The sequence below is a fragment of the Cognatiluteimonas weifangensis genome, from assembly GCF_003416885.1.
Lineage (GTDB): Bacteria > Pseudomonadota > Gammaproteobacteria > Xanthomonadales > Xanthomonadaceae > Cognatiluteimonas > Cognatiluteimonas weifangensis.
On the sequence record NZ_QVPD01000001.1, the window covers coordinates 151,074 to 166,696 of the forward strand.

Sequence of the window (15,623 nt, forward strand, 5' to 3'; positions counted from 1 at the left end):
GTTTGCGGCCAAAACCGCCCGGCGCGGCTCAACGCGCGGCCAGGGTGCCGCGGTAGCGCTCGGCCAGCACCCCCACGCGCTGCACGTAGCGCCGGGTTTCGCTGTAGGGCGGCACGCCCTGGTACTTGTCGACCGCGCCCTCGCCGGCGTTGTAGCCGGCCGCGGCCAGGGTCAGGTTGCCGTTGAAGCGCTTCAGCAGCCAGGCCAGGTACTGGACCCCGCCGCGGATGTTCTGGCCGGCGTCGAAGGCATTGCCGACGCCGAAGCGGCGCGCGGTCGCCGGCATCAGCTGCATCAGCCCCTGCGCCCCGACCCGCGACAGCGCATTGGGGTTGAAGGCCGACTCGGCATGGATGATGGCGCGCACGATCGCCTCGTCGACGCCGTAATCCCGGGCCGCGGCGCGGATCTCGTCGCCGTAGGCGCTGGTGTTCAGGCGCACGCGGCCGAAATCGACGCCCGGGCGGCCGCAGGCGTAGCAGGTCTCCATGTAGCTGTACTTGATCGTGCGCAGCGCGCTGACGCCGGCCTGGCCGCGCGGCGGGGTGCTGCTGTAATGGCGCACGCCGTTGCGGATGTAGGCATAGACCTGGCCGCGGACCAGCCGCGGCGACTGCGACGCCGGGGGCGGCGCAGCCGCGGTCGACGGCGGCGCCGGCAGGTTGGCCGCCAGCGGCGAGCCGGCGGCGGACGTCTCCAGCGTGGCCGCGCCGGCGGCCCGCGGCGCCGCGGCCGGAGCCTTGCGACGGGCGGCCCGGTAGCTGCTCACGGCGGTGCATTTGGCGCCGGGGACGCGCTTGCTGGAATAGCTGCGGCTGCCATCGGCGCTGTCGCAGCGGTACACGGTGCCGGCCACGGCCGGAGCCGCCAGCAGCAGGCATGCCAATGCCAGGATTCCCCGTGCCCCCATCATGCCGGCGAGTGTCCTACCATCGCACCGCGATGACAAGTGCTTGATTTTGCTGAACGCCCACGCAGATCCAGCGCCACTGCCGTCCCCCGCCTTACACTGCGCCCGGTGCGGATGCACCGCCGTCACCCGGATTTCAACGCCATGCCCCACCCCACCCGGCCGCCGCGCGGCAAACTGTTCATCCAGACCCACGGCTGCCAGATGAACGAGTACGACTCGGCGCGGATGGCCGACGTGCTGGCCGCCTCCGACGGTCTGGAACTGACCCAGAACGTCGAAGAAGCCGACGTGATCCTGGTCAATACCTGCTCGGTCCGCGAAAAAGCCCAGGAAAAGGTGTTCAGCCAGCTGGGCCGCTGGAAGACCCTCAAGCAGGGCGACCGGCCGGTGCTGATCGGCGTGGGCGGCTGCGTGGCCAGCCAGGAAGGCGCGGCGATCGTGCAGCGCGCGCCCTACGTGGACCTGGTGTTCGGCCCGCAGACCCTGCATCGGCTGCCGGAACTGATCCGCGCGCGCCGCGTCTCCGGCCGGCCGCAGGTGGACATCAGCTTCCCGGAGATCGAGAAGTTCGACTGCCTGCCCGAGCCGCGCGCCGACGGCCCCAGCGCCTTCGTCTCGATCATGGAAGGCTGCAGCAAGTACTGCTCGTTCTGCGTGGTGCCCTACACTCGCGGCGAGGAGGTCAGCCGCCCGTTCGAGGACGTGCTGGTCGAGGTCGCGCAGCTGGCGGCGCAGGGCGTGCGCGAGGTCAACCTGCTGGGGCAGAACGTCAACGCCTACCGCGGGCCGATCGCGCCGGTTGATGGCGGGGGCGACGGAGAAACCGCCGACCTGGCGCTGCTGATCCGCGCGATCGCGCAGATCGAGGGCATCGATCGCATCCGCTTCACCACCTCGCACCCGCTGGACTTCAGCGATTCGCTGGTGGAGGCCTACCGCGACGTGCCCAAGCTGGCCAACTACCTGCACCTGCCGGTGCAGTCGGGCAGCGACCGCATCCTGGCGGCGATGAAGCGCGGCTACACCGCGCTGGAATACAAGCAGAAGTTGCGCAAGCTGCGCGCGGTGCGCCCGGACATCTCGATCTCCTCGGACTTCATCGTCGGCTTCCCCGGCGAGACCGAAGCCGATTTCGACAAGACCATGAAGCTGATCGAGGACGTCGGTTTCGACCAGTCGTTCTCCTTCATCTATTCGCGCCGTCCGGGCACGCCGGCGGCCGACCTGGAGGACCACGTCGACGACGCCGAAAAGCACGCGCGGCTGGCGCGGCTGCAGGCGGCGATCAACGCCAACGCGGCGCGGATCTCGCAGGCGATGGTCGGCTCGACCCAGCGGGTGCTGGTCGAGGGCCCGTCGAAGAAGGATCCGAACGAGCTGACCGGCAAGACCGAGAACATGCGCTCGGTGAATTTCCCCGGGCGGCCGCGCCTGATCGGCCAGTTCGTGGATGTCGTGATCACCGAGGCGCTGAGCAACTCGCTGCGCGGGCAGGTGGCGACGGTCGACGCGGACGTGGCGGCCTGAGTCTTTCGCTCCGGAAAAGCGGACCAACTGGCCGGGTGCGCTTTCCCTCGGTCAGTGCGGCTCTGCCCCGACTCGCGTGCGCCATCGCTGGCGTACTGGATGCAGCGCTCGGTCCGTCCGGCTCCGGAAAGGCGGGGCCGGCTGGCCGGGTGCCGCTTTTCCCTCGGTCAGGGCTTCCTGCCCTGACTCGGGCGCGCGCCATCCATGGCGCGCTGGACGCGGCACCCGGCCAGCCGTCCCCTCCGTCGCACGTGCAACGGATGCAACTTCGATCACGAGAAAACCCGGGCTGCGCCTGATGCCACCCGAGCCTCTGGAACACAGACTCTGCGGATCAGGGGGTGGCGGGCGGGGAGTCGCGCCAAGCGCGCCAGGGAAGGCGCGCGCCCGAGTCAGGGCAGGAGGCCCTGACCGAGGGGAAAGCGACTCCCCGCCCGCCGCCCCGGCCCGAAGCCGACAAAGCCTGCGCCAAGGCACGCGGGCTGTCGGCGAGGTCGACACGGCCCGCGCTAGGGCGTGGGCGCCGCGGCCTGGTAGACCGGCTGGCCGTCGACATAGGTCGCCAGCACCTCGAGCCCGCGCAGCTGCTCCGGGGCGACGGTCAGCGGGTCCTGCGCCAGCAGCACGAAATCGGCGCGCTTGCCGACCGCCAGGCTGCCGACTTCGTCCTCGGCGAAGCCGGCGTAGGCGGCGTCCAGGGTGAAGCCGCGCAGGGCCTCGTAGGCAGTCAGTTTCTCCTGCGGCTGCCAGCCGCCGGCGGGCTGGCCCTGGGCGTCGGCGCGGGTGGCGGCGGCGTACAGGCCCAGTCGCGGATCCACCGATTCCACCGGGAAGTCCGAACCCAGCGCCAGCCGCGCGCCGCTGTCGCGCAACTGCCGCCAGGCGTAGGCGCCGACGATCCGCTGCGGCCCGAGCCGGGTTTCGGCCCAGGGCATGTCGCTGGTCGCGTGCGTGGGCTGCATCGAGGCGATCACGTGCAGGCGCGCCAGCCGCGGCAGGTCCGCCGGCGCCAGCACCTGCGCGTGCTCGATCCGCCAGCGGTGGTCGCTGGCGATGGCGTCCGCGCCCAGCGCCTTGGCATAGGCTTCCAGCACCAGATGGTTGCCGCGGTCGCCGATCGCATGGCTGGCGACCTGCACGCCGCAGCCCCTGGCCTTGGCGGCGACGGCGTCCAGTTGTTCCGGCGCCATCAGCAGCAGGCCGCGGTTGCCGTGGTCGTCGCTGTAATCCTCCAGCAGCGCCGCGCCGCGGCTGCCGAGCGCGCCGTCGATGTACAGCTTGACCGTGCGCATCTGCAGCCGGTGCGAGGGGTGCCGGTACAGGCCGTTGTCGCACAGCCACGCCAGCGCTTCGGCGTCGCCGTCGGCCATCGCGGTGATCCGCAGCGGCAGCGCGCCGCGGTCGGCCAGGCGCTGGTAGGCGCGCAGCTGCGTCAGCGGGATGCCGGCATCGTGCACGCCGGTGAGGCCGCTGGCGACCGCATCGTGCATGCCCAGTTGCAGCGCGCGCTCGATGGCGGCGTCGTCCAGCGGCGGCTGCACCGCGTCGACCAGCGCCATCGCGCCGTCGACGAACACGCCGGTGGCCTTGCCCGCCGCATCGCGCACGATGCGGCCGCCGTCGGGTTGCCAGTCGCCGTCCAGTTCGCGCGGCACCGCGCGCAGCGCCGCGCTGTTGGCCCAGCCGGCGTGGCCGTCGATGCGCGAGAGCCAGACCGGCCGGTCGGGGAACGCGGCATCCAGGTCGGCCGCGGTGGGGAAATCGTGCTGCGGCCAGTCGTTCTGGTCCCAGCCGCCGCCGGTAAGCCAGGCGTCGGCCGGCAGCGTGGCGGCGAACGCGCGCAGGCGCTGCAGCACTTCCTCCTTGCTGGCGGTACCGGTCAGGTCGACCCGCAGATGGGTCAGCCCGAGCCCGGCGACATGGCCGTGCGCATCGATCATGCCGGGGATGACGACCGCAGCGCCGGCGTCGATCCGGCGCGCGCCCGGATATCGCGCCAGCAGCGCCGCGCCGTCGCCGAGCGCGAGGATGGTGCCGTCGGCGTCGAAGGCCAGCGCCTGCGCCCGCGGCTGCGCGACGTCCATGGTGTCGATCCGCGATGCGGTCAGCACCGTGACCTGCACCGCCTGCGCCGCCTGCATCGGCCACGCGGCCAGCGCGCACAGCGCGGCCAATCCCAGTGTCCCCAGCACGCTCCGCATCCTGTGTCCCCTTTCCGCATGGTTCGCCGATGACCGCGGCACTTTGCGAAAAACGGCCCCCGGGCGCAAGCTGGCCCGCCCGGACCCGCCAGCATCACGACCGCGCCGATGCCCCAACACAGCACGTCCGAATTCGCCCTGGATCCCGCCGACGGCGAGCGCCTGGCCAACCTCGCCGGCCCGTTCGACGGCCACCTGCGGCTGCTGGAACTGCGCCTGGGCGTGGAAATCGGTAACCGTGGCAACGTGTTCCGCATCACCGGCCCCGAAGCGTCCGTGCGCGCGGCCGAGAAGCTGCTGCGCGAGCTCTGGCGCGACGCCGCCACCGAACCGCTGGACGAAGCCGCGATCCATCTGCGCCTGGCCGTGGCCGGCGCCGACCGGATCGTGGACGCGGACATCCAGCCGCAGGAAGTCGCGATCCGCGTCAAGCGCGGCACCATCCGCGGCCGCGGCGCCAACCAAGCCAAATACCTGCACGCGATCGCCACCCATGACATCAACTTCGGCATCGGCCCGGCCGGCACCGGCAAGACTTTCCTCGCCGTGGCGATGGCGGTGGAGGCGTTGAACGAATCGCGGGTGCAGCGGCTGGTGCTGGTGCGCCCGGCGGTGGAGGCCGGCGAGAAGCTCGGCTTCCTGCCCGGCGACCTCACCCAGAAGGTCGACCCCTATCTGCGCCCGCTGTACGACGCGCTGTACGAAATGCTGGGCGTGGAAAAGGTGCTCAAGCTGCTGGAGAAGAACGTCATCGAGATCGCGCCGCTGGCGTACATGCGCGGGCGCACGCTCAACGACGCCTTCGTGATCCTGGACGAGGCGCAGAACACCTCGATCGAGCAGATGAAGATGTTCCTCACGCGCATCGGCTTCGGCTCCACCGCCGTGGTCACCGGCGACCTGACCCAGATCGACCTGCCCAAGCAGCAGAAATCCGGACTCAGGGACGCGCTGGAGGTGCTGCGCGGCGTCGACGGCATCGGCTTCACCTTCTTCGAGGCGAAGGACGTGGTGCGGCATCCGCTGGTGGCGCGGATCGTCAACGCCTACGACGCACGCGACAGCCGCGACGCCCCCGCCGGGCCGGCATGAACCGGCCCGCGCACGACGGCCGCCTGCAACCGCGCTGCGTCCGGCGCGGCGGCCGCGTTCGCGCCGCGAGACCGCGGCGGGCCCTACAATTGCCGCCGTCATGACCAAGGGTCCGCTCCGCCTGGATGTCGCCGTCGGCTACGCGCTGCCGCGCGCCGGGTTGCCGGCCGCCGCCAGCTTCCGCAAGTGGGTCGCCGCCGCGCTCCAAGGCCGCATCCGCGAGGCCGACCTCGCCATCCGCCTGGTCGACGCCGACGAGGGCCGCGCGCTCAACCGCCACTACCGCGGCAAGGATTACGCCACCAACGTGCTCAGCTTCCCGGCCGAGGTCGCGGAAGGCGTCAAGCTGCCCAGGGGCGTGAAGCTGCCGCTGCTCGGCGACCTGGTGCTCTGCGCCCCGGTGGTCGCCCGGGAAGCGCGCGAGCAGGGCAAGCCGCTCAACGCCCACTACGCCCACCTCACCGTGCACGGCGCCCTGCACCTGCTGGGCCTGGACCACCAGGACACGCGCGAAGCCGAGTGCATGGAGCGCCTGGAGCGCGAGATCCTCGCCGGGCTCGGCATCGAGGACCCGTACCGCGAACGCTAGGCGGAATCCGGCGTCGCCCCACCGTACAAAAGAGACCCGCCAACAGGCGGGCTTACTTGTCGAAGACAACCTGGCTGCCTCCGCCCCCCTTGTCGATTCGCCCCGGCGCAAACAGCCGCCGGCGGGCTTGATTTCCCGGTACCCGACGGCCACTTACCAGCCCGCGACGCGCTCGCGCTAGACTTCCCCCGTCGCCCGCCGGGCGCCCGCATGAACGCAATGTCCGAGGACGACAGTAGTAGCTCCCCCACCCAGGCCGCCGACAAGGGCCGCCCCGAACGCCGCTCCTGGCTGGACCGCATCGGCGCGATGCTGTCGGGCGAGCCGAGCACCCGCGAGGACCTGGTCGAGTTGCTGCGCGACACCCAGGCCGACGGCCTGATCGCGGCCGACACCCTGCGCATGATGGAAGGCGCGATCGCGGTCTCCGATCTCAGCGTCGGCGACGTGATGGTCCCGCGCGCGCAGATGGTGGCGCTGTCGGCGCAGGTGCCGCTGCTGGAGCTGATGCGGCAGGTGGTGGAATCCGGGCATTCGCGCTTCCCGGTGCACGACGAGGACCGCGACGAGATCCTCGGCATCCTGCTGGCCAAGGACCTGCTGCGCGGCGTGGTCGCCGACCACGACCTCAGCCACAGCACCGTGCGCGAGCTGCTGCGGCCGGCGGTGCTGATCCCGGAGTCGAAGAAGCTCAACGTGCTGCTGCGCGAGTTCCGGCAGTCGCGCAACCACATGGCGATCGTGATCGACGAGTACGGCGGCGTCGCCGGGCTGGTGACGATCGAGGACGTGCTGGAGCAGATCGTCGGCGAGATCGACGACGAGCACGACGAAGCCGAGGACGTGACCACGCTGATCGCGGCGCAGGCAGACGGCCAATATGTGGTCGACGCGCTGACTCCGATCGAGGACTTCAACGAGCGCTTCGGCGCCGACTTCGACGACGACGAATACGACACCATCGGCGGCCTGGTCACGGCCGCGATCGGGCACCTGCCCGAGGCCGGCGAGGAACTGACGCTGGGGCGTTTCGGCTTCCGCGTGGCGCGCGCGGATGCGCGGCGGCTGCATGCGCTGCACGTGAGCGTGCATGGGGAGTGACGCGGGCCGGCGGCCCCTCATCCGCCCCTGCGGGGCACTTTCTCCCCGCAGGCGGGGAGAAGGGACGCGTGCTTGGCTGCGTGGGTTCCCGACGCGTGCCTGGCTGCGTGGCTGCCTGTTGCCCGCGCTGCTGCTGGCGCTGGCGTTGCCATCGATGGGACTCGCGCAAACGGGAGCGGGCGATCGGCTGGTAGCGGCCATCGATGCGCCGGCGGGCACGGCAGGCCAACCGGCGCCGGCGGCGGCGCCTGCTCCGGCAGCCACCACGGCCGACGCGGCGGCAACCGTGACGCCCGCTCCGGCCGCCGCGGCGACGCCGCGTCTCGGGGTGATGACGATGCAGCCGGGCGAGATCTTCTGGGAGCGCTTCGGCCACGATGCGATCGTGGTGGTGGACCCGGCCAGCGGCGCGGCGACCTCGTACAACTTCGGCTTCTTCGACCTGGACGAACCCGGCTTCCTCGGGCGCTTCGTGCGCGGGGAAATGCAGTACATGCTGGTGGCGCTGCCGCTGCAGCAGGATCTGGCGGTCTACCGCGAGGAAGGCCGCGGCGTGTTCATCCAGTGGCTGGACCTCACGCCGGCGCAGGCGACCCGGTTGGCGCAGGCGCTCGCCGAGGCCGCGCGGCCGGAGCATGCGCGCTACCGCTACGACTATTTCACCGCCAACTGCGCCACCAAGGTGCGCGATGCGCTGGACGCCGCGCTCGACGGCCAGTTGCATCGCCAGATCGCGGGGCGCTCGCGCGGCAACACGTATCGCAGCGAGGCGGTGCGGCTGGCCTCGCCGGCGCCGTGGCTGTGGCTGGGCTTCGACCTCGGCCTGTCGCGCCACGCCGACCAGCAGCTGTCGCGCTGGGAAGAGGCGTTCGTGCCGATGCGCCTGGCCGACAGCCTCGCGGAAACCCGGCTGGCCGACGGCCGGCCGCTGGTGGCCGCGACCCAGGTGCTGCTGCCGCACCGGATCGCGCCGGAACCGGCGGAGGCACCGCGTCCGTGGTGGCCCTGGGCGCTCGCCGGGCTGGCGCTGGCGGCCGCCGTTCTCTGGCTCGGGGCGCTGCACCCGCGGCGACTGGCGGCGATCGCGCTGCCGTTCTGGCTGCTGGGCGGCCTGCTCGGGGCGCTGATGCTCTTTCTCTGGCTCGGCACCGCGCACCGCGCCGGCTGGGGCAACGAGAACCTGCTGCTGTTCAGTCCGCTGTGCCTGCTGCTGCTGCCCGGTGGCTGGCGCCTGGCCCGCGGCCGCGACGGCGGGCGCCTGTTCCGCGGGGTGCTGTCCACGGTGACCCTGGGCGCGGCCGGCGCGCTGCTGCTGAAATGGATCCTGCTGTTCTCGCAGGCCAATCAGCCGTGGATCGCACTGCTGCTGCCGCTGCACCTGGCGCTGTACGTGCGCCTGCGCCGCCGCTGAGCGCTTGCCGCGGTCGCGGCCGCAGCGCAGGATGCGGCCATGACCGACGCCACCGCCCTGCCCGGCTGCGTGATCAACTGCGTGGCCTACGACCGCGCAGGCCGCCGCCGCGACATCGCCCTGGACCGGATCAGCGACGTGCTGGCGGTGGACGACGGCAGCTTCGTCTGGGTCGGCCTGTACGAGCCCGAAGACGCGCTGCTGGACAAGCTGCAGGAGGAATTCGGCCTGCACGACCTGGCCATCGAGGACGCGCAGCACGCGCACCAGCGGCCGAAGATCGAGGCCTACGGCGATTCGCTGTTCCTGGTCGCGCATACCGCGCAGGCAGTCGACGGCGGCCGCATCCGCTTCGGCGAGACGCACGCGTTCCTGGGCCGGCGTTACCTGGTCACGGTGCGGCACGGCGCCTCGGCGTCGTACGCGTCGGTGCGCACGCGGGTGGAACGCGAACCGGAGCTGCTCGCGCTGGGCCCCAGCTACGGCCTGTACGCGGTGCTGGATTCCATCGTCGACAACTACCTGCCGATCGTGGGCGAGTTCCACGAGGCGCTGGTCGCGCTGGAGAAGGACATCTTCGCCGACGAGTTCCGCCGCGACACCATCGTCGAGCTCTACGACCTCAAGCGCGAGCTGACCCAGCTGCGGCTGGCGGTGGCGCCGCTGCAGGACATCCTCGCCCAGCTCACGCGCATGCACGGCGAGCTGATCCCCGGCGAGGTGCGGCCGTACTTCCGCGACGTGCTCGACCACGCGCTGCGGGTCAACGAGTCCACCGACACCATGCGCGAGATGCTGGGCGCGGCGATGAGCGTGAACCTGTCGCTGGTCACCATCCGCCAGGGCGAGGTGGTCAAGCGCCTGGCCGGCTGGGCGGCGCTGCTGGCGGCGCCGACGCTGATCGCCAGCTGGTACGGGATGAACTTCCGCTACATGCCGGAACTGTCCGGACGCTACGGCTACTACGTGCTGATCGGGGTGGTGGCCGCGGTCTGCATCGGGCTGTACCGCTATCTCAGGAAGGTGCGCTGGCTGTAGCGCGTCACGACGCGCCGGACCCCGCGTAGCCCGGTCCGCCCAGCCCGGCGCGGTTCAAGGCGGGGGAGCGATCACGATGCGGTCGTGCCCGCCCTGCTTGGCCGCATACAGGGCGTGGTCGGCGCGGCGCATGCTCGCGGCCAGCTCCTCGTCCGGGCCGGCGAACACGATCCCGGCGCTGAGCGTGCAGCCCAGCTCGCTGGTGGCCTGGGCGAAATCCTCGCGCACCCGCTGCGCGTAGCGCTCCACCGCCGCCGGCGCGGCATCCACCATCAGCACGATGAATTCCTCGCCACCCAGGCGCGCGGCGTAGCTGTCGGCGCCCAGCCGCGCGGCGATCGCCAGGCCCAGCAGGCGCAACACCTCGTCGCCGCGCTCGTGGCCCCAGGTGTCGTTGATGCGCTTGAAATGATCGACGTCGAAGAAGATCAGGCTGCGCGTGGCCGCACGCTTGCCGGCATCGGCGTACACCCGGGCGGCGTCGCGCTGCCAGCCGGTGCGGTTGCACAGCCCGGTGAGCGCGTCGGTGGTGGCCTGCTTCCACAGCAGGTGACGCACGCGGTAGGCCTCGACCGCGAAGTCGGTGCGGTAGCCCGACAGCATCAGCCCGAACACGACGGTGGCGGCGGTGTACAGCCAGTACAGCGCGGCGCCGGAGGCCGGCGCGCCGTGCAGCAGCAGCCGCGCGGCGGCCAGGCCCAGCAGCACCAGCACCAGCGCCACGGTGGACGTCGCCCGCACCGTCAGCGCCAGCAACGCGATCGGGATCAGGTGGAACAGGCCGGTGCGGATCGGCAGTTGCGCGCTGGCGGCGGGCGTCGGGATCGACAGGAACACCCCGAGCAGGATCATGCTCGCCAGCAGCGCCAGCAGCCGCAGCCGCCAGTTGCGCAGGCGCCAGTTGGCCCAGGCCAGCAGCGCGACCGCGGCGGCGGCGGCGAGCACCAGCCAGGGCGGATAGCCGATGCCGGGCGTGACGCCGACCCACTGCAATCCCCCCACCAGGGCCAGGATCGCGGCGCCGCCGGCCAGCACCGCAGTGAACGCCGGCCGGGTGGCGGTGACCTGCACCGCGGTCAGCCGCGCGCGATCCTCGGGACCGAGATGGCGCAGCCACTGCCGGCCGAAGTACTGCGCCGGATGGCGCAGCGCGGACCGTACCGAACCTTCCGCGACCCGCGCCCACCAGCGCTCGGTGTCGTCGTCGGCGTCGTTCACGGCGCGGCCTCAGCGGATCGGGATATCGTCCCAGCGGCCGTGCTTGCGCCGGTCCTTGCCGCTGCGGCGATCGCCCTTGTCCAGCTCGAAACGGATCTCCTCGCGGCGGTCGCCGTGTTGGCGGCGCTCCTTGCCGCTGCGTCGTTCCGGACCGCGGTAACGCTCGCCCTGCTTCTGGTCGTCGACCATCGCGCACCTCCCCGGGGCCCGCCCCCGCGCCTAGGTTCGGGCCGGCCGCGGGGTCGCGTCAAATCGCGGCCCCGGTCCCGTTCACGGCTGCCGGAGGTGCGCGCCCAACCAGGCATTGACGGTGTCGTGCCAGAGCAGGCTGTTGGCCGGCTTCAGCACCCAGTGGTTCTCGTCCGGGAAGTACAGGAACTTCGACTCGATGCCCTGGCGCTGCAACGCGGTGAACGCGGCGATGCCCTGCTCCACCGGGATCCGGAAGTCCTGCTGGCCGTGCACCACCAGCATCGGCACCCGCCAGTTCTTGACGTGGTTGACCGGGTTGAAGCGCTCGTAGCCCTGCGGGTTGTCGTAGGGCGTGCCGCCGTTTTCCCACTCGCTGAACCACAGTTCCTCGGTGGCGTAGCCCATCATCCGCTGGTCGAACACGCCGTCGTGGTTGACCAGGCACTTCCAGGCGCCGCTGGCCGGGGCAGGCCAGTTGCCGGCGATCCAGTTGACCATGTAGCCGCCGTAGCTGGCGCCCAGCGCACAGGCGTTGGCGCCGTCGAGGAACGCATACCGCTGTTGCGCGGCGGCCCAGCCCTTGCGCAGGTCCTCCAGCGGGCGGTCGCCCCAGTGCTGGCTGATCGCGTCGGTGAAGGCCTGGCCGTAGCCGGTGGAGCCGTGGAAGTCGATCATCACCACGGCATAGCCCTGGCCGGCATAGGTCTGCGGGTTCCAGCGGTAGCTCCAACCGTCGCCGAAGCTGCCCTGCGGGCCGCCGTGGATCAGGAACGCCACCGGGTAGGTCTTGCCGGCCTCGAAGTTCCACGGCTTGACCACGTAGCCGTGCACGGTCTCGTCGTTCCAGCCCGGGAACGAGAACTGCTCGTACTCGCCCCACTTGACGTCGGGCAGCATCTCGCCGGCGCTGGGCGTGATCGCGCGCTCGGGTGCGCCGTCGAGGCCGCCGACGAATACCTGCGCGCCGCTGCGCATCGAGTTGCGGGTGAACACGGCGGTCGGCCCGGCGATGGCGAAGTCACCGATGCTGCCGTCGCCGAGCGCGCGGGTCGCGGTGCCGCCGGCGATGTCGACCGCGAACAACGGATGCTGGCCCAGGTCCTGCGCGGTGGCGTAGAGCGTCTTGCCATCCTTCGACAGCACGATGTTGTCCGCCGAGCGGTCCCATTGCGGAGCGATTTCGCGGGTCTTGCCGGTCGCCAGGTCCATCGCCACCAGCGCGAAACGGTCGGCCTCGAAACCGGGCCGGCGCATCGCGCGGTAGTACAAGGTCTGGCCGTCGGCGCTGAACACCGGGCCGGCGTCCCACGCCGGGTTGGCGGCGGTGAGGTTCACGGCCTGGCCGCTGCCGTCGGCCTGCAGCCGGTACAGGTCGAAGTTGGTCGAACGCGGTTCCTCGGCGTTCGACAGCCGCGCGCTGACCACCAGCGACTGGCCGTCCGGCGCCCAGGCCAGGTCGGACAGGTCGCCGAACGGCTTGGACGGCACGTCGGCGAGCAGGTCGGCGCCGAGCAGCGTGGCCGTCGTCACCGGGGCGGCCGCGGCGGCCGGCAGCGTCGCGACGAAAATCCGGTTGAGCGAACCGTCGGCCCAGGTGTCCCAGTGGCGGATGAACATGCGCTCGAACACCACGCCGCTGGCGGCGCGCTTGGCGTCGAAGCGCTGGCGGCTGCAGGCCAGGTCGCCGCCGCAGGCGGGAAACGCCGCCGCGGCGAAGGCGATGCGCGTGCCGTCGGGCGACAGCGCATAGGCATCCACGCCGAGCGCGAAGTCGGTGACCTGCATCGGCGCGCCGCCGGCGGCCGGGATCGCGTACAGCTGCGAGCTGCCGGACTTGCCGCTGAGGAAATAGACCGTGGCGCCGTCGCTGGAGAACGCCGGCGAGTTGACGTTCCAGCCCTCCGGCGTGAGCCGCACCGGCGGCGCGGCGTCGCGCGCGGACAGATCCTCGATCCACAGCGCGCTGGCGGCCTTGTTGGCGTCCATGTCGACCACGCGCCTGGCGAACACCAGCTTGCGGCCGTCCGGCGACAGCACCGGCGAGGAATAGCGGTCCATGGACACCAGGTCGCTGGCCTGGAAGCCGCGCTCGGCGAGCGCCAGCGACGGCAGCGACAGCAGCAGCGCGAGGGGCAGGAGGGCGTAACGGATCTTCATGTCGGATCTCGGGTAGGAACGGTGGCAGGAGCAGTTGCGGGAGTGGCGCCAGCGACGATTGCGGCGCGGCTCACATCGGCCCCGGTTCGGTCTCGCCGAGCGTGCGCCGGGTGCCGCTGCGGTACAGCAGCCAGGCCACCAGCGCCAGCACCGCGAGCCCGACCCATTTGCCGAACTGCCAGCCTTCCGGCAGCGCCAGCACGTCGGCGCGGCCGGAAGCCACGATCGGGATCGCGATGGCGATGCCCATCAGCGCCTCGCCGGTGATCAGGCCGGCGGCGAACAGCGTGCCGGGGCGGTGGATGCGGTCGCGCAGCGATTCGTCCCTGGTACCGACGACGCCATGCCGGCGCTCCACCAGCCAGGCGAGCAGGCCGCCGAGGAAGATCGGCACCATCAGTTCCAGCGGCAGATAGATGCCGATCGCCGCGGCCAGCACCGGCACCCGGAAGCTGGAGCTGCGCGACTTCAGCCAGCCGTCGAAGGCGATGATCGCGGCGCCGACGCCACCGCCGATCGCGATCATGTCCCAGGGCAGATGGCCGCCGAACATGCCCTTCGCGACCGAGGCCATCAGCGTCGCCTGCGGTGCCGACAGCGGGTTCGGGTGCTCGGCGGTCGGTGCGCCGATGCCGTAGGCCTGCGCCAGCAGGTTGAGTACCGGCGCCATGATCAGCGCGCAGGAGAAGGCGCCGATCATCAGCATCAGCTGCTGCTTCCACGGCGTCGCGCCGACGATGTAGCCGGCCTTGAGGTCCTGCAGGTTGTCGCCGCCAACCGCCGCCGCGCAGCACACCACCGCGCCGATCATGATCGCGGCGACCGCGCCGATCGGCGAGTCGCGGCCGAGCATCAGCATCAGTACCACCGAAGCGAACAGGATGGTGGCGATGGTGATGCCGGACACCGGATTGTTGGACGAGCCGACCAGGCCGGCCAGGTACGCCGACACCGACACGAACAGGAAGCCGGCGACGATCATGATGATCGTCATCGGGATGCTCACCAGCCATTGCCCGACGATCGCCTGGTAGAGGAAGGCCAGCGGCACCACGAACGCCACCAGCGCGATCAGCATCCACTTCATCGGCAGGTCGCGCTCGGTCTCGGCGACGATGTGGCCGGCGCCCTTGCGCGCGGCGGCGATGCCGCTGCGGATGCCCGAGACCAGCGAATTGCGCAGCGAGAACAGCGTCCACACGCCGCCGACCAGCATCGCGCCGACGCCCAGATAGCGGACCTTGGCGCTCCAGATCGCGAACGCCGCGTCCTCGGCGCCGGCGCCGGCGATCGACGCCGCCAGCGCCGGATCGCTATCCAGGAAGAAGGCGTGGTAGATCGGGATCGCGATGTGCCAGGACAGGATGCTGCCCGAGAGCACCACGATGCCGATGTTGAGGCCGACGATGTAGCCCACGCCCAGCAGCGCCGGCGACAGGTTGGTCCCCAGGTAGCCCAGGTACTTGCCGAAGAAGCCGGCGCCGGCGGCGGTGTCGGGCAGCATGCGCAGGCCGCTGGCGGCGGCGAGCTTGAACGCGCCGCCGAGCACCGCCGAGAAGCCCAGCAGTTTCAGCCCCGGCCCCGGGTTTTCGCCCGCCTTGAGCACTTCCGCCGCGGCCTTGCCCTCGGGGAACGGCAGCGGATCCTCGACGATCATCGTGCGCCGCAGCGGCACCGAGAACAGCACCCCGAGCAGGCCGCCGAGACCGGCGATCGCCAGCACCCACGAATACCGGAAGTCGTCCCAGTAGCCGAGGATGATCAGCGCCGGGATGGTGAAGATCACCCCCGCCGCGATCGAGGAGCCGGCCGAGGCGCCGGTCTGGACGATGTTGTTCTCCAGGATCGTGCCGCCGCCCAGCAGCCGCAGCACGCCCATCGACACCACCGCCGCCGGGATTGCGGTGGCAATGGTCAGGCCGGCAAACAGGCCCAGGTAGGCGTTGGCCGCGGCCAGGATCACCGCCAGGATCATCGACAGCACGATCGCGCGGAAGGTCAGCTGCGGGACACGGGCGGTCGGGTTCGGGTCGGGCGTACTCATCCGGGCTGGCTCCCCTGGGTTGGACGGTCCGGCCGGCGGCCGGGAACGCCGGATGATGGCACCCGCGCATCGCCGGCGCAAAACCGCGGGACGCGCGCTGCGGCCTCGCTATACTCCGGCGAACCCTGCCGGGGCCCGCC

General features: G+C 71.4%; 12 protein-coding genes. 6 read left to right on the forward strand and 6 right to left on the reverse strand.

All coding sequences use genetic code 11. From position 1 onward, the window contains the following. Nucleotides 1-28: 28 nt before the first annotated feature. Complete coding sequence (locus tag D0Y53_RS00705; protein WP_117201195.1) at nucleotides 29-913, reverse strand: lytic transglycosylase domain-containing protein; 885 nt, start codon at nucleotides 911-913, stop codon at nucleotides 29-31. Between the two features lie 111 nt (nucleotides 914-1,024). On the opposite strand from D0Y53_RS00705, the gene miaB reads away from it, so the two are divergent. After that, nucleotides 1,025-2,440, forward strand: coding sequence for a tRNA (N6-isopentenyl adenosine(37)-C2)-methylthiotransferase MiaB (miaB, locus tag D0Y53_RS00710; RefSeq protein WP_117201196.1), 1,416 nt, complete (start codon nucleotides 1,025-1,027; stop codon nucleotides 2,438-2,440). Between the two features lie 509 nt (nucleotides 2,441-2,949). Here miaB and D0Y53_RS00715 read toward each other — a convergent pair. Beyond that, on the reverse strand, nucleotides 2,950-4,641 hold the full coding sequence (locus D0Y53_RS00715; protein WP_117201197.1) for an amidohydrolase: 1,692 nt from the start codon (nucleotides 4,639-4,641) through the stop codon (nucleotides 2,950-2,952). A 108-nt stretch (nucleotides 4,642-4,749) separates the two neighbouring features. Here D0Y53_RS00715 and D0Y53_RS00720 point away from each other — a divergent pair, with 108 nt between their 5' ends. The 5 genes from D0Y53_RS00720 to corA all read left to right on the forward strand — a co-directional run bounded on the left by D0Y53_RS00720 (nucleotide 4,750) and on the right by corA (nucleotide 9,872). Continuing rightward, entirely contained in the window at nucleotides 4,750-5,733 is a 984-nt protein-coding gene (locus D0Y53_RS00720; protein WP_117201198.1) for a PhoH family protein, read from the forward strand. A gap of 100 nt (nucleotides 5,734-5,833) precedes the next feature. Further along, nucleotides 5,834-6,322, forward strand: a complete 489-nt coding sequence (gene ybeY, locus D0Y53_RS00725; RefSeq protein ID WP_117201199.1) for an rRNA maturation RNase YbeY — start codon at nucleotides 5,834-5,836, stop codon at nucleotides 6,320-6,322. 219 nt (nucleotides 6,323-6,541) lie between these two features. Further along, nucleotides 6,542-7,423, forward strand: coding sequence for a CorC family transporter (locus D0Y53_RS00730; protein WP_117201200.1), 882 nt, complete (start codon nucleotides 6,542-6,544; stop codon nucleotides 7,421-7,423). Between the two features lie 154 nt (nucleotides 7,424-7,577). Next, on the forward strand, nucleotides 7,578-8,834 hold the full coding sequence (locus tag D0Y53_RS00735) for a lipoprotein N-acyltransferase Lnb domain-containing protein (protein ID WP_117201385.1): 1,257 nt from the start codon (nucleotides 7,578-7,580) through the stop codon (nucleotides 8,832-8,834). A 39-nt stretch (nucleotides 8,835-8,873) separates the two neighbouring features. Next, nucleotides 8,874-9,872: a magnesium/cobalt transporter CorA gene (gene corA / locus D0Y53_RS00740; protein ID WP_117201201.1), complete on the forward strand. Its 999-nt coding sequence runs from the start codon at nucleotides 8,874-8,876 to the stop codon at nucleotides 9,870-9,872. Between the two features lie 54 nt (nucleotides 9,873-9,926). Here corA and D0Y53_RS00745 read toward each other — a convergent pair whose 3' ends face one another. The 4 genes from D0Y53_RS00745 to D0Y53_RS00760 form a co-directional block, all read right to left on the reverse strand. Then, complete coding sequence (locus D0Y53_RS00745; RefSeq protein WP_117201202.1) at nucleotides 9,927-11,090, reverse strand: GGDEF domain-containing protein; 1,164 nt, start codon at nucleotides 11,088-11,090, stop codon at nucleotides 9,927-9,929. Nucleotides 11,091-11,099: 9 nt separating this feature from the next. After that, complete coding sequence (locus tag D0Y53_RS00750; protein ID WP_117201203.1) at nucleotides 11,100-11,279, reverse strand: hypothetical protein; 180 nt, start codon at nucleotides 11,277-11,279, stop codon at nucleotides 11,100-11,102. Between the two features lie 81 nt (nucleotides 11,280-11,360). Continuing rightward, entirely contained in the window at nucleotides 11,361-13,439 is a 2,079-nt protein-coding gene (locus D0Y53_RS00755) for a S9 family peptidase (protein ID WP_117201204.1), read from the reverse strand. 70 nt (nucleotides 13,440-13,509) lie between these two features. Next, entirely contained in the window at nucleotides 13,510-15,483 is a 1,974-nt protein-coding gene (locus D0Y53_RS00760) for an OPT family oligopeptide transporter (RefSeq protein WP_117201205.1), read from the reverse strand. Between the last annotated feature and the right edge of the window lie 140 nt (nucleotides 15,484-15,623).